Source organism: Curtobacterium sp. UCD-KPL2560 (genome assembly GCF_001705035.1).
GTDB lineage: Bacteria > Actinomycetota > Actinomycetes > Actinomycetales > Microbacteriaceae > Curtobacterium.
Genome location: NZ_MCIG01000016.1, coordinates 18,580 through 32,097 on the forward strand (window position 1 = coordinate 18,580; position 13,518 = coordinate 32,097).

Here is a 13,518-nt window from a genome sequence, read left to right on the forward strand (position 1 = left end):
ATCGGACGGCGTCCGCACGGGCGGGGGCGGCGGCGAGCCCCGGGCCCGCCGCCACGCGTGCGTCAGCCCGCGTCGGAGACGGCCTTCGAGACCGCCGTGGGAGCGTCGTAGTCGCGGTCCGGGATGTTCTTCAGGGCGTCCAGGACGTCGCCGTCGGCACCCTCCTGCTCGGCCTTCGACACGATGTCGTCCTTCGACGCCGGGTAGTCGATGCCGCTGAGGTACTTCTGGACCTGGATCGGGTTCGGTGCTGCCATGTCGGCTCCTTCGCTCGGAGACCCACTGAGTACGCGGGCACCCCTGCGCGCCGTCGCGGGCAGCGCGCTCAGCGGCTCAGCGCGCTCAGCGGCTCAGCCGTCCACGGGAGCGCCGACGGCCCATCGCTGGGCCGGTCGCGGGCAGCGCGCTCCCCGACTCAGATCTCCCAGCTGCCGCCCTCGCGCCACGCCGAGAACCGGGCGGCAGCGGCGGGCTCGTACCGCTCCATCCACCCGCGCTCGAGCCGCGCCACGGCCCGGTCGAACGCGGCGACGAGGTCGAGGTCGGCACGCAGCAGCGCCTGCAGCTGGAGCCCCTCGTACAGGGCGATGAGCTGCTCCGCACCCCGCCGCGGGTCCATCGTGTGCGGGGCTCGACCGACCGCGACGTCGTGCTCCAGCCCACGCTTGATCTGCGCGTAGAACAGCTGGTAGCGCGAGCGCAGGTACGTCGCCATCGGGTGCGCGGGGTTGCCCGCGACGGACAGCAGGGCGACGAGCAGCCGCATGAGGGCGGGGTCCTCGGCGCTCGAGGCGACGATCGCACGGAGCAGGTCGACGGTCGACCCGTCGCCGACCTCGTGCGTGACCTCGTCCATCCGGGCGCCGTTCCACCGGTCGAGGGCCGCGAGCACGAGGCCGTCCCACGACGGGAAGTGCCGACGGAGCTCCTCGAGCGGGATGTCCATGCGCTCGGCGACCAGGCCGGGGTGCGCCTCGTGGAAGGGCACGTCGCGCAACAGGTCGACCGTCGCCCCGACGATCGTGATCCGCAGGTGCAGGGTGGCGGCCGCGGCGGCTGCCGCCTGCGTGTCCGCGCTGGTGTGTTCGAGCATCGTGCCCTCCGTCGCCGTGGACGTCCTGTCCACCACGTCCATCCAACCGGTTCGGCGAGGGGTCAGCAGCCCCCCGCACGAGTGTCGGCATGTCGGGGGACAACGGGAGTCCTCCAGACGTCCGTGCACCGCGCCGTGCGACCATCGGGACATGACTCCCGAGGACCCGATCGCCCAGGGGCTCGCCACCATGGCCTCGGCCGGCTTCGAGTTCGGCGGCGACGACGAGCAGGTCGCCCACGACGTCCGGACCATGTGGCAGCAGCTCGGTGCACCGACCGGTGCGTTCGCCGCGGCGGCCCGTGCGATCGCCGCCTTGCCCCAGCGTCCCGAGGTCCCGGTCGCCGAGCAGGCCCGGCGACGCGCCTTCGAGCGGGCCGTCGGCATCAACCCGGTCGAGGTGGAGCTCACCGCGGCCATGTCGGCACGCGAACTGCTCGAACGCATGGCCGCACAGGTGGCCGCGGACTCCTGACGGGTCGCGGCCGGCGGACGCGACCCACGGACGGACGGGAGGCGCGGTGCCAGCCGGCACCGCGCCTCCCGTCCGTCCGTCCCCACGCGCGTCGCGCGGGTGGTGACGACTACGGCGTCGGCATGCCGCCGTCGACGTGGAGCGTCTCGCCGACCACGTAGGACGACTCGCCGCTCGCGAGGAACACGAACGCGGGGGCGAGCTCGGCCGGCTGTCCCCAGCGACCGAGGTAGGTCTGCTCGCCGGCGGAGGGCAGCGCCTCCGGCGGCTGGCCACCGGCGGGCTGCAGCGGCGTCCAGATCGGGCCCGGGGCGACCGCGTTGACGCGGATGCCCTTCGGCGCGAGCTGGGCGGCGAGGCCCTTGGCCATGTTGTTCACGGTCGCCTTCGTCGCGGCGTAGTGCACGAGGTGCGGCGACGGCGCGTACGCCTGGATCGACGTGGTGTTGATGATCGTCGAGCCCGGCTTCAGGTGCGGGACCGCGGCCTTCGTGATGCGGAACGTGGCGTAGGCGTTCGTCTTGAAGGTCTCGTCGAACTCCTCGTCGGAGATCTTCGTGATGTCGTCGACGTTCTGCTGCTTGCCGGCGTTGTTCACGAGGATGTCGAGCCCGCCGAGCTCGTCGACGGTCTTCTGCACGAGCTCCTCGCAGAAGGCGAGGTCGGTGATGTCCCCCGGGAGCGCGACGGCCTTGCGACCCGCAGCCTCGATGAGCCCGACGATGCGGTCGGCGTCCTCCTGCTCCTCGGGCAGGTACACGATCGCGACGTCGGCGCCCTCGCGTGCGTAGGCGATCGCGACGGCCGCGCCGATGCCCGAGTCGCCGCCGGTCACGAGCGCCTTGCGGCCCTGCAGACGGCCGGAGCCGCGGTAGGTGTCCTCGCCGTGGTCCGCGGGGACGTTCTTCGCCATCTCCTCGTCGGTCCCGGCACCCTCGAGGTACTGCTCGTCGGGCTTCTTGTCGGCGTACATCGCCGTCGGGTCCTGCATCGTGTACTGGTCCACCGCTGCCGCGTCGTTCTGCTGCTCCGTCATGTCCCGCACGCTACGCACGGGCGGACCCCGGCCCGCCCAGGCGGGTGTCCCCCGCGGTCGGGCACGGGCCGTGGGGCGCCCGGGGGGACGGGTCGTGGGGCGTCCCGGTGCCCGGCCGTGGCGCCCCCGGGTGACGTGTCCTCGAAGATCACGAACACGTGACGACCAGGACGCGATCCGGTAACACCTGTCGTCCTGCCGGTCGGCGCCCCGTACGGTCGAATGGTGACCCTCCGGACCAAGCTGGCGCTCGGCGCTGCCCTGCTCGCCCTCACGGCGGGCTCGGTCGGCGTGGACGCCACCGGCATCGGCGGCGTGCCGTCCGCCCGTGCCGCCGAGGAACCGGCCGGTACCGCCACGACCTCGACCCCGTCCGTGTCCGTCTCGGCCGGCAAGCTGAAGCGGATCGACACGATCGAGCTCGGTGCCGAGTCGCTCGTGTTCCGCGACGACGACAAGACCGTCGCCGACGTCTCCATGCGCGACGCCGCGTCGACCGTCGACCTGCTCAACCGTCTGCTCGGCACCCCGTCCCGCACCCAGACCGCGGTCGGCGACGGCGGCGCGTGCTTCCCGTCCGGCACCACCTACACGTGGGGCGGGGCCGTGCGCGTCGCAGCCCTCACGACGCCCAGCACGCTCGGCAACGCGGTCGAGATCCGGGTGCTCCGGGACAGCGTCCGCTCGCGCACGGGCGCCGAGGTCGAGCTCACCGGGCCGGACGGCGTCCAGGTCGGCGACGACGTCGGGGACCGGCTGCAGGACGCGCCCCGCTCCGACAAGGTCTCCTTCGGGGACGGTGACGCCCGGGCCTGGCAGCTGCTGCTCGAGGCCGGGTGGGCACCGACCGCCGACGACCGCGCGGCCGAGGGACAGGGCCAGGCGGGCCAGGGCCAGGGCCAGGACCTGGACGAGAGCCAGGGTCAGGACGCGGGCGCGGGCGACGGGCACGGCACCGGCGACGACGAGTCCGGCACGAACGGTGTCTCGGCGCTGACGAACGGCACCGTGGTCAGCGTGCTCGGGTCACCGATGCCGGTGCACGCGCAGCGCTCCTGCTGACGCCGGCGTCCGCGCCGTGTCCCCCGCGCACGGCGAGCCCCCGCCGCGGGCCGTGACCCCTCAGACCCGGATGGTCGCGACCACCGGGAAGTGGTCGCTCGCCGCCCAGGTCTCCGGCCCGTCGTGGTCGATGCGCACGCGGTCCACGCCGGCCACCCCACGCGTCATGACCCAGTCGATCCGCTCCCCGGAGTCGACCGGCGCGCGCCAGTCGTTGAACGTCGCGGTGCGGTCCCCGGGGTCACCCGCGGCGAGCCAGGCGTCCTGGTAGCCCGCGTCGGTGAACACGCGCCACGCCGGACCCGCGCCGGCCGGCTCGTTGCAGTCCCCGGCGAACACGTGGGGCCCGTCGAGCACGCTGAGCCGCTCGACGACGAGGGCAGCGCTCCGGCGCCGGACGTCGTCGCCGTGGTCGTTCGGCTCGTGGTCGAAGTGCGAGGTCAGGAGCGTGAAGGCCTCCCCCTCGGCGTCGAGGAAGCGGGCGTGGTTCGCGATCCGCGGGTACAGGCTGCCCCACGTGTTCGAGACCGGCTCGTCGGGGGTGTCCGACAGCCAGAACGACCCCGTGTCGACCGGGCGCAGGCGGTCCCGCCGGTAGAACACCGCGGCGTGCTCCCCCGCGGTGCCGCCCTCGCGGCCCTGCCCGACGTCGTCGTGGTCGGGCAGCCCGGCGCGGAGGTCGTCCATCTGGTGGGCGAAGGCCTCCTGCACGCACAGCACGTCGGGGTCGTTGCGGCGGATCACGTCGAGGACCAGCGGCAGCCGGGCCGGCCAGTCGTGCCGGGGGTCCGGGTTCTTCACGTTGTAGGTCATCAGGGTGATCGGACGCGCGGCGTGGCTCACCGGTCGAACCTACCGAGGGACGTCTGTCAGGGCGTCAGGCAACGGCGGAGGGTCAGGACACCGTCGCGCGCCCGGGTCTTCGCGGTCCCGAGCGGGACGCCCAGCCGCTCGGCGAGCTCCGGGCCGCTGAGCTCGGAGAGGTGGCGCAGCACGACCGCCTCGCGCTGTCGGGGCGGGAGCGTCCGGACCGCGCGATGCAGGGCGATCCGGTCGAGCACGCCCTCGGCCCGCTCGACCGAGGCGTGGTCGACGAGCTCGACCGACCGGGCGCCGATGCGCAGGTCGCGCTGCCGGTCCGCCTGGCTCGTGCGCACCCGGTCGATCGCCCGGCGCTGCGCGATCGTCCGGAGCCAGGCCACCACCGACCATCGCGGGTCGTAGCGGTCGGCGAGCTGCCAGACCTCGAGGAAGACGTCCTGCACGACCTCCTCCGACTGCCACGGGTCGACGAGGTGGTGACGGACCCAGCGCTCGACGAGCGGGCGGAACCGGGCGTGCAGGCGGGTGAAGGCCTGGCGGTCACCGTTCGCGACGGCGGTCATCAGGGCACGCTCTTCGTCGCGGAGCGCGTGGAGTTCGGCGGACACCGTGACATTCCACATTCCGTCGCGCTTCGGTGACGAACCGACGCGCGGTGGGACGACGGGGTCCCGGGACTTCCCCGGCGCCCTGTCGGCGGGCTGTCAGTTGATGCAGACGCCGTCCTTGCCGTAGCTCTGCGCGGCAGCGCTCGGTGCGGCGTCCGGACCCGCGGGCGTCTCCGGCTGCGCGGGAGCCGCGGCGGGCGCCGACTCCCCGGTCGCCGGGGTGTCGGACGCGGGGGCGTCGGGCGCGGCGGCCGTCTTGCCGTCGGTGCCGAGCACGAGCGTGACGCCGGTCACCGCGGCGGTGCGGACGGCGACGGCGCCGGGGACGACCGCGGCCACGGCCTTCGCCTGGGCCTCCTGACCCGCGGGGTACTGCACCTGGGTCGTCTGCGTGGTGTCCGACGAGCCGGGGGTCCCGACCTGGAACCCGCGGGCGGTCAGGTTCGCCCCGGCCGCCGCAGCCGCGCCCGTGACGCCGCTGCCGTTGCGCACCGTGACGGTCGTCGCGGCGGGCTCGGCGGCGGTCGCCTTCGTGTACTCCTCGGGCTCGCCCACCAGGCCCTGCACGAAGGCGGGCAGACCGACGGTGTCGACCTGGACGATCGACAGCGACGACCCACCGACCTTGATCGTCGGGGTGCCGAGGATCGGGATGGTCGCCGACTTGATGTTCCCCGGCCGCAGGTTGCGCATCTGCGTCGCGAGCGACACGAGGTCGGTGTCGGTCTGCACCGAGCCGCCGACGGCGCTGAGGATCGCGTTCATCTTGACGGGGTTGAGGAGGGTGCCGGCGGACAGGACCTTGCGGGCCTCCTGCGACAGGAAGTACTGCTGACGGACGCTGCGGTCCAGGTCGCCGTTCGGCAGCCCGTGCCGCTGGCGCACGAAGGACAGCGCCTGCTTCGCGTCGAGCGTCGAGTTGCCCTTCGGCAGGTCGACGCCGGAGTACGGGTCGCGCACGGCGTCGTTCAGGCACACGTCGACGGGACCGAGCTCCTTGACGACCTGGTAGAAGCCGAGCAGCGAGACCCGCACGTAGTGGTCGATCGTCAGGCCGCTGAGGTCCTGGATGGTCTGGATGAGGAGCTTCGCGCCACCGGTGTCGCCGCCGCCGTTGAGCGTGCCGTAGTAGAAGGCGCTGTTGAGCTTGCCCTTGCCGACGCCCGGGATCGGGACGTACGAGTCGCGGGGGAACGAGATCATCGTGGCCTGCGAGCCGTCGGCGCTGATGTGCAGCACGATCATCGTGTCGGTGTTCGTCGCCCCGCCGTCGGACTCGGTGCTGAGCTCCGCCATCTCCTCGGGCGTCGCGTTGTCCGGCCGGTGGTCGTCGCCCACGAGCAGGATGTTCTGCGCCCGGCCGTCGACGTCGTCCTCGTCGTCACCGGACGCCCGCGGGGCGATCGCGTCGATCTTGGTGATGCCGTTCGACAGGCTGGCGTACGCGAACGCCGCGTACCCGCCCGTCAGCGCCAACCCCATCGCGAGGACCCCGGCGACCGCGGGCAGGACGACCCCGCCCCCTCGCTTCTGGCGCCCGTGGCGCGGCGGCACGTGGCCGCGGCGGGCACGGCGCGTCGTCTGCTCCGGTTCGATGCTCACCCGGAAACCATAACGGCCCGTCGCAGAACGGACAGGGAAACCGCTGGGGATCGCCTGGCCGGCGCGACGGGACCACCGACGGACGGGAGGCCCGTGGCGGCGCCGCCACGGGCCTCCCGTCCGTCGGTGTGGTCGCGTCGCGACCCGCGCGTCAGTCGCGCGCCGGCAGCAGGTGGATCGCCTCCATCGCGAGCTCCGCCGCGATCGGGTCGACCGCGAGCACGGCCGCGCGGAGCTTCGCGAGCTCCGGCAGGACCACCTCGGCGGGCACGAGTTCCGCGAGCTCGGGGACCCGCAGCCGGAACGCGAGCCCGTCCGTCGTCGCCCGGCAGAGCTGCGCGAGCGTCGGGTTCCCGCAGGCGTCCGCCCACAGCGCGTAGACGTCGGCGCCCTCGCGTGCGACCTGGTCCGCCTGGTCGCCCTCGACCCGCGCCGCCACGTCGTCGAGCATCGCGACGATCCGGTCGCGCTGGTCGTCGGTGCAGCGCGGCACCGCGAGCCGGACGACGCCGCCGTAGATCACGCCGAGCGTGCGGTAGGCGTCGAGCAGCTCCTCCTTGGTCGGCGACGCGACGCGGGTGTAGCGGTTCGGCGCCATCTCGATCAGGCCGGCGCGGGCGAGCTCGGCGAGGGCTTCGCGGATCGGCGTCCGGGAGACCCCGAGCCAGGCGATCAGGTCGTCGTCGTTGAGCCGCTCGCCGGGTTCGAGCGTGCCGTCCATGATGGCGTCACGGATCTTGTCCTGCACGGTGTCGCGGAGGAGCTTCCGCTCGGCGGCCGGCTGCGTGGAGGGTACGGGCATGGGACCAGCGTGTCACATGTCATGGGCCGGACGCGAGAGGCGCGACGGCCACCAGGCGCGGCGACCGAGGTCGTGCACGACGGCGGGGACGAGCAGGGACCGGACCACGACCGTGTCGAGCAGGACGCCGAAGGCCACGATGAACGCGATCTGCACGAGGAACAGGATCGGGATGACGCCGAGGGCCGCGAAGGTCGCCGCGAGGACGATGCCGGCCGACGTGATCACTCCGCCCGTCGCCCCGAGGCCGCGGAGCACGCCCTCGCGCGGGCCGTGCCGGAGCGCTTCCTCGCGCACGCGGGTCATGAGGAAGATGTTGTAGTCGACGCCGAGCGCCACGAGGAACACGAACGAGAACAGCGGCACCGAGGGGTCGGCGCCCGGCAGGTGCAGGACGTGGTCGAAGACGAGCGCGCCGACGCCGAGCGCGGCCGCGAAGGACACGATCACGCTGCCGATGAGCACGAGCGGCGCCACGATGCTCCGCAGCAGCAGCATCAGGATGAGCAGGATCACCACGAGCACCACCGGGATGATCACCGTGCGGTCGCGGATGCCGGTGTCGTTCGTGTCGAGGGCGGTCGCGGTGACGCCGCCGACGAGGGCGTCAGGCGACACCCGTTCGACCGCGGTCCGCAGGTCCCGCACGGTCTGCTCCGCCCGCTCGGAGTCCGCGGGCGCGGCGAGCGTGGCCTCGAGGAGGACGTCACCCCGCGACACCGTCGGGTCGACCGACGGCCCGCGGGCACCGGCGGCGTCGCTGCCCACGGGGGTGGTCCCGGACGGACTGTCCTTCGCCGCGGCCACGACACCGTCGACCCCGTCCACGGAGCGGATCGCCGTGACGAGCCGGTCGAGGTCGCGCTCCGGGCCGAGCACCTGCGCGGGGCTGCCCGAGCCGCCCGGGAAGTGGTCGGCCAGCACGTCCTGACCGTCCCGCGCCTGCGAGGCCCCGATCACCAGGTCGCTCTGCGGGACGCCGTCCGCACGGAGCCCGACGACGCCGGCGCCCATCGCGAGCAGGGCGACCGTGCAGACCACCCACACCGTGCGGGTCCGCCGCGCGACGAGCCGGCCGACCCCCGCCCAGAGACCCCTCGCGTCCGGACCCGTGAGCACCCGCTGTGCACTGCCGTACGTCGGTCGCAGCGGCCAGAACGCGGCACGGCGGAACGCCAGCAGGAGCGCGGGCAGCAGGGTCAGCGCGGCGAGCAGGCTGAACGCGATGCCGATCGCCGCGACCGGCCCGAGCGCCTTGTTCGAGTTGAGGTCCGAGAACAGCAGGCACAGCACGCCGACGATCACGGTGCCGCCCGATGCGACGATCGGCTCGAACGCACCCCGCAGGGCCGCCTTGGTCGCGTCCCAGCCGGTCCGGTGGTCCCGGAGCGCTTCGCGGTAGCGCGCGGTGTAGAGGAGCGCGTAGTCGGTCGCGGCACCGATCACCAGGATCGACAGGATGCCCTGCACCTGCCCGTTCACCGTGACGACACCGGCCTCCGCGAGCCAGTACACGACGAGGATCGAGGCGCAGAGGGCGAACGTCGCGGTGCCGAGCACGAGCACCGGCAGGAGCGGCGAGCGGTACACGACGACGAGGATCACGAAGACCGCGGCGAGCGCCACCCCGAGCAGGATGCCGTCGATGCCCGCGAACGCCTCGGTCAGGTCGGCCGTGAAGCCCGCTGGGCCCGTGACGTACCCACGGAGCCCCGACGGCAGGACTTCGTCGACGTCGGCCCGGATCGCGGCCACCGCGTCGCCCGTCTCGGCGCCGTGGGTGAGCGTCGCGACGATCTCGACCGCGTCGCCGTCCTCGCTCGGGATGACCGGGCTGACCCCCTGCACGTCGCTCCGGTCGTCGAGCGTGGCCGCGAGCTGCTCGGCCGCGGTCCGGTCGCCGTCTCGCAACCCGCCGTCCCGGTCGAGCACGATGATCGCCGGGGCGCCCGAGGCCTGCCGGAACGCCGCCGAGCGCTCCTGCACCTTCGTCGCGTCGGCCGAGGCGGGCAGGAAGGACGTCTGGTCGTTCGTGGCGACGTCGGAGATCGTGCCGAAGACCGGGCCGCCGACGGAGGCGACGATGAGCCAGACCACGATGACGGCGGCGGGCAGCACGATGCGGAGGAAGCGGGGCACGACGGCGAGCGTACACTGATAGTCAGCATGCTGACTAGTTTGCCGCGTCGGGCTCGGCCGTAGACTCCGAGCATGCACGAGTCCGCCGAGGAGTGGCCGCTCGGACGGCTCCTCTCCGCCGCCGCACGAGCCGTTGAGCGCGACTGGGACGAACGCCTGCGCGCCGTCGGCCTGACGCACGCGGCCCTCGTCGCGATCGACATCCTGCTGCGCACGGGCCCCACCGGCGCCGACACCCTCGCCAGGACTGCCCGCGTCCAGCCCCAGACGATGTCGCGCACGCTCGAGCGCGCCGAACGGGACGGCCTGGTCGAGCGCACGCCACACCCGGAGGACGGCCGGCGGCGGGTCGTCGCGGTCACCGAGGGCGGGAAGCGGGCGTGGGACACCGCGCAGCACATCGAGCGCGAGGTCCTGCCGGACGACCCGGACCTGCGCCGGCGGCTGCTCCAGGTCCTGCGCAGTACATGACATTCACATATCAGATGCTCTAACCTCCTCTGAGTCGGCGACCCTGCCGGCCCGACCCGAGGAGTCCCGTGTCCGAACGCCGAGCCGCCCGCGCAGCCGAGGCAACCGCCGCCGCAGCCGCCCGCTCCCGCAGGACGTCCGGGCGGCGTCGGCGCCACCCGCTCCTCCGCACGGCGCTCGTCGCCGTGGCGTCCCTCGTCGGCGTGGCCGCGGTCCTCGCCGCGGTCGGGGCCGTCTTCGTGGGCGACCTCGTCCGCAGCTACGACGACGGCCGCACCGTGATCGCCGACGCGCTCCCCACCGGCGATCGTCCCGCGCCCTCGGGCACCGCGGTGAACGTCCTGCTCATCGGGTCGGACTCCCGGGCGTCGGCCCGGGGGGCGGCCTGGGACGGCACGGGCGGCGGCCGCTCCGACACCCTCATGCTCGCGCACGTCCCGGCCGACCGGCACGACGTCACGCTCGTCTCGGTGCTCCGCGACACCTGGGTCGACGTCCCCGGGCACGGGCGCGCGAAGGTCAACGCCGCGTACTCGTGGGGCGGGGTCCCGCTCACGGTGCAGACCGTCGAGCAGTTCCTGGACGTCCGGATCGACCACGTGGCCGAGATCGACTTCGCCGGGTTCGAGGACGTGACCGACGCCCTCGGCGGGGTGACCGTCGAGTCGCCCAGCGCCTTCCGGTCGCGCGGCCACGACTTCGTCGCCGGACCGAACCGCCTGGACGGCGAGCAGGCGCTCGCCTTCGTCCGCGAGCGGTACGCGTTCCCGGATGCCGACCGCACCCGTGTCCGGAACCAGCAGGCGTTCCTGCGCGGCGTGTTCCAGCAGGCGCTGTCGGCGGGCACGCTCACGAACCCCGCCCGGCTCGGGGACTTCGTGGCGGCGACGAGCGCGCACCTGTCCGTCGACGAGGGCCTGGACGCGCGGACCCTCGCCGACCTCGGGTGGTCGCTCCGCGGGATCGGCAGCGACGACCTGCACACGGTCACGATGCCGACGTCGGGCAGCGGCACGAGCCCGGACGGCCAGGCGTACGTCACCGTGACCGAGGCCGACCGCCAGGCACTGTCCACTGCCCTGCGCGCCGACGACCTCGACACGTGGAGCGCGGGCGTCCGCTGACCTCGCGGGACGGGACCCCGCCCGCACAGCACGAGACCCCCGCGACGCGTGGTCGCGGGGGTCTCGTGTCGGATCGGGAGGTCGATCAGGCGGGGAGCTGGAGCTCCTGGCCGGCGTAGATCAGGTTCGCGTCGTCGATGGTCGACGTGTTCGCGGCCCACAGCTTCTGGTAGCCGCCGTCGATGCCGAGCTTCGTCGCGATGCTGTCGAGCGTGTCGCCCGACTGGATCACGTACGTCTTCCCGCTGGTCGGGACCGCGGCGGGCTTGCTCGGCGCGGTCGCCTTCGGGGCGGCCTGCACGGGCGTGCTCGGGGCGGTGCGCTGCGGGGTCGCCTTCGGGGCGGCCTGCTTCGGCGCCGCCTGCTGCGGGGCGGCCGGGGCCGCTGCCTGCGGGGCCGCACCGGCGGTCCCGCTCAGGCCGAGCTTCGCGGAGCAGGCGGGCCATGCGCCCCAGCCCTGCGAGGCGAGGACGCGCTCGGCGACGGCGATCTGGGCCTCGCGGCTGGCCGAGGCCGGGTTGCCGGCGCCGCCGTTCGCCTGCCAGGTGCGGAGGTTGAACTGCAGGCCGCCGTAGTATCCGTTGCCGGTGTTGATGGCCCAGTTGCCGCCGGATTCGCACTGCGCGAGGGCGTCCCAGGTCGATCCGGACGCGGCGTTCGCGGGTGCTGCCGCCAGGCCGACACCGGTCGCGGCGATGCCGGCGAAGGCCAGGCCGCCGACGATGGTGCGGGTACGAGAAAGCTTCTTCATGGTTGATCGCTCCACCGGGACCACGGACACGGGTGCTGCGCACGCGCTGCTCCGGTCGCCACTGCCCGTCCCGACCGATCGCGGTCACGTTGTGGGGGTGCGCCTCCGGGGGCAGTGGTCTCGTGCCGGGGGCGCCTCGGTCGGCAACCATAGGAAACTCGCCGCCGTTATCAAACCGAGACCAAGAGTCGACCCCTCGACCGTTGCGTACCCCTCCCGTGTTCCTGTACACACCGATCGCCGCATCCGCGGCGATCCGGCTGTACCCGGGTACACGACCTTGGCAGTTCCCTGGCAATGCGTCGGCCTGGAGGCCCGTGGCGGGCTGGCACCGTGCCTCCCGTCCGTCTCCTGGTCACCTCCTGGTCAGTCCCTGGACAGCAGGGTGACCGCCTCGAGGTGCCCGGTCTGCGGGAACATGTCGAGCACGCGTGCGCGGCGCAGCCGCAGCGACGGCATGCGGGCGAGGTCCTTCGCCAGGGTCACCGGATTGCAGCTCGAGTACACGAGGTGCTGCACGTCGGACTCCTCGAGCCAGGTCGCCAGCGTCTCGCCGATCCCCCGCCGGGGCGGGTTCACGACCACGAGCTCGGGGACCATTCCCGGGCGGGCGCGCAGGGCGTGCTCGGTGGCGTCGTCGGCGGCGAACCGGACGTCGGCGAGACCGGCCTCGCGTGCGGACTGCGCGGCCGACCGGATCGCCTCGCGGCTGGTCTCGATGCCGGTCACCGACCGTCCGGGCCGGGCGGCGTGCAGGGCGAACCCGCCGACGCCGCAGTACAGGTCCCACATGCTGGCCGGTGCGACCTCGTCGATCCAGGTCGACGCCTGGTCGTAGAGCTGCGCGGCGACGGACGCGTTCGTCTGGAAGAAGGACTGCGGGCGGAGGTGCATCGTGACGTCGCCGAATCGCATCGGCAGCGTCTCCTGCGCGGTGAGGACGACCTCGCGGTCCCCCTCGGTGACGGCCTTGTGCTCCGGCAGCAGGTTCGCGGTGACGACGACGGCCTGCGGGAGCACCGTGCGCAGCCGGTCGAGGTGGTCGCGGAGCCGCGGCAGCTGCCCCTCGGAGCGGAGGACGAACCGGACCATCAGCTCGCCGTCCGGCGACTCCGTGACGAGGACGAACTTCAGCTCGCCCCGACGCGCGGCGACGTCGTACGGGATCAGCCCGACGTCCGCGACGAACGCGGCGAGGACCGGCAGGGCGCGCTGGATGCCGGGCGTGCAGATGCCGCAGTGCCGCAGGTCGACGCCACGCTGCCGGTGGTCGAGGATGCCCACGGTCGGGTGCTGCACCGAACCGCCGACGACCATCTTCGCCTTGTTCCGGTAGCCGGACTCCGGGCTGGTGATCGCCGGGAGCCAGGTCACCGCTCCGGGCCCGCCGGCGTGCTCGACGGCGTCGTGCAGGAGCTCGCGGGTGCGGAGCTCCTTGTCGAGCACCTGGTCGGCGTAGGGCTGTCCCATCAGGGTGCAGGACCGACACACCCCGCGGTCGAAGTAGTCGCACTGCATGGCCGGGTCAGCCTA

14 protein-coding genes are annotated in these 13,518 nt (G+C 73.5%); 4 read left to right on the forward strand and 10 right to left on the reverse strand.

The features are described 5' to 3' along the window. Positions 1–62 precede the first annotated feature (62 nt). Positions 63–257, reverse strand: coding sequence for a DUF2795 domain-containing protein (locus tag BEP24_RS06205; RefSeq protein ID WP_065961450.1), 195 nt, complete (start codon positions 255–257; stop codon positions 63–65). Positions 258–415: 158 nt separating this feature from the next. Beyond that, positions 416–1,093 carry a TetR/AcrR family transcriptional regulator gene (locus tag BEP24_RS06210; protein WP_139197405.1) on the reverse strand — a complete coding sequence of 226 codons (678 nt, stop codon included), beginning with the start codon at positions 1,091–1,093 and terminating at the stop codon, positions 416–418. Between the two features lie 151 nt (positions 1,094–1,244). On the opposite strand from BEP24_RS06210, the gene BEP24_RS06215 reads away from it, so the two are divergent. Beyond that, positions 1,245–1,568: a hypothetical protein gene (locus BEP24_RS06215; protein WP_065961453.1), complete on the forward strand. Its 324-nt coding sequence runs from the start codon at positions 1,245–1,247 to the stop codon at positions 1,566–1,568. A gap of 109 nt (positions 1,569–1,677) precedes the next feature. Here the strand turns inward: BEP24_RS06215 and BEP24_RS06220 are convergent, their stop codons facing one another. Then, entirely contained in the window at positions 1,678–2,604 is a 927-nt protein-coding gene (locus BEP24_RS06220) for an SDR family oxidoreductase (protein WP_065961500.1), read from the reverse strand. A gap of 225 nt (positions 2,605–2,829) precedes the next feature. Between BEP24_RS06220 and BEP24_RS06225 the strand changes: the two genes are divergently transcribed. Then, a complete protein-coding gene (locus tag BEP24_RS06225) occupies positions 2,830–3,666 on the forward strand; it encodes a hypothetical protein (RefSeq protein WP_141693378.1) in 837 nt (278 codons plus the stop codon). A gap of 60 nt (positions 3,667–3,726) precedes the next feature. On the opposite strand, the gene BEP24_RS06230 is transcribed toward BEP24_RS06225, so the two are convergent. The 5 genes from BEP24_RS06230 to BEP24_RS06250 all read right to left on the reverse strand — a co-directional run bounded on the left by BEP24_RS06230 (position 3,727) and on the right by BEP24_RS06250 (position 9,639). Then, complete coding sequence (locus BEP24_RS06230) at positions 3,727–4,509, reverse strand: endonuclease/exonuclease/phosphatase family protein (protein WP_065961457.1); 783 nt, start codon at positions 4,507–4,509, stop codon at positions 3,727–3,729. A gap of 26 nt (positions 4,510–4,535) precedes the next feature. Further along, a complete protein-coding gene (locus BEP24_RS06235) occupies positions 4,536–5,096 on the reverse strand; it encodes a sigma-70 family RNA polymerase sigma factor (RefSeq protein ID WP_171898740.1) in 561 nt (186 codons plus the stop codon). 96 nt (positions 5,097–5,192) lie between these two features. After that, positions 5,193–6,698, reverse strand: a complete 1,506-nt coding sequence (locus tag BEP24_RS06240; protein WP_065961460.1) for an LCP family protein — start codon at positions 6,696–6,698, stop codon at positions 5,193–5,195. Positions 6,699–6,849: 151 nt separating this feature from the next. Beyond that, positions 6,850–7,500, reverse strand: a complete 651-nt coding sequence (locus BEP24_RS06245) for a GntR family transcriptional regulator (RefSeq protein WP_065961462.1) — start codon at positions 7,498–7,500, stop codon at positions 6,850–6,852. Positions 7,501–7,512: 12 nt separating this feature from the next. Beyond that, entirely contained in the window at positions 7,513–9,639 is a 2,127-nt protein-coding gene (locus tag BEP24_RS06250) for an efflux RND transporter permease subunit (RefSeq protein WP_065961465.1), read from the reverse strand. Positions 9,640–9,711: 72 nt separating this feature from the next. Here BEP24_RS06250 and BEP24_RS06255 point away from each other — a divergent pair, with 72 nt between their 5' ends. After that, positions 9,712–10,110 carry a MarR family transcriptional regulator gene (locus tag BEP24_RS06255; protein ID WP_065961469.1) on the forward strand — a complete coding sequence of 133 codons (399 nt, stop codon included), beginning with the start codon at positions 9,712–9,714 and terminating at the stop codon, positions 10,108–10,110. A gap of 68 nt (positions 10,111–10,178) precedes the next feature. Then, entirely contained in the window at positions 10,179–11,234 is a 1,056-nt protein-coding gene (locus BEP24_RS06260; RefSeq protein ID WP_065961471.1) for an LCP family protein, read from the forward strand. 85 nt (positions 11,235–11,319) lie between these two features. On the opposite strand, the gene BEP24_RS18130 is transcribed toward BEP24_RS06260, so the two are convergent. Together BEP24_RS18130 and rlmC are read right to left on the reverse strand one after the other, a co-directional pair. Further along, entirely contained in the window at positions 11,320–11,985 is a 666-nt protein-coding gene (locus BEP24_RS18130; protein WP_065961473.1) for a transglycosylase family protein, read from the reverse strand. 366 nt (positions 11,986–12,351) lie between these two features. Further along, positions 12,352–13,503, reverse strand: a complete 1,152-nt coding sequence (rlmC, locus tag BEP24_RS06270; protein ID WP_065961474.1) for a 23S rRNA (uracil(747)-C(5))-methyltransferase RlmC — start codon at positions 13,501–13,503, stop codon at positions 12,352–12,354. Positions 13,504–13,518 lie beyond the last annotated feature (15 nt).

Bases quoted from the DNA above. Each gene is read 5' to 3' on its own strand.
- BEP24_RS06205 (WP_065961450.1), bottom strand. From the start codon at position 257: ATGGCAGCACCGAACCCGATCCAGGTCCAGAAGTACCTCAGCGGCATC.
- BEP24_RS06210 (WP_139197405.1), bottom strand. From the start codon at position 1,093: ATGCTCGAACACACCAGCGCGGACACGCAGGCGGCAGCCGCCGCGGCC.
- BEP24_RS06215 (WP_065961453.1), top strand. From the start codon at position 1,245: ATGACTCCCGAGGACCCGATCGCCCAGGGGCTCGCCACCATGGCCTCG.
- BEP24_RS06220 (WP_065961500.1), bottom strand. From the start codon at position 2,604: ATGACGGAGCAGCAGAACGACGCGGCAGCGGTGGACCAGTACACGATG.
- BEP24_RS06245 (WP_065961462.1), bottom strand. From the start codon at position 7,500: ATGCCCGTACCCTCCACGCAGCCGGCCGCCGAGCGGAAGCTCCTCCGC.
- BEP24_RS06255 (WP_065961469.1), top strand. From the start codon at position 9,712: ATGCACGAGTCCGCCGAGGAGTGGCCGCTCGGACGGCTCCTCTCCGCC.
- BEP24_RS18130 (WP_065961473.1), bottom strand. From the start codon at position 11,985: ATGAAGAAGCTTTCTCGTACCCGCACCATCGTCGGCGGCCTGGCCTTC.
- rlmC (WP_065961474.1), bottom strand. From the start codon at position 13,503: ATGCAGTGCGACTACTTCGACCGCGGGGTGTGTCGGTCCTGCACCCTG.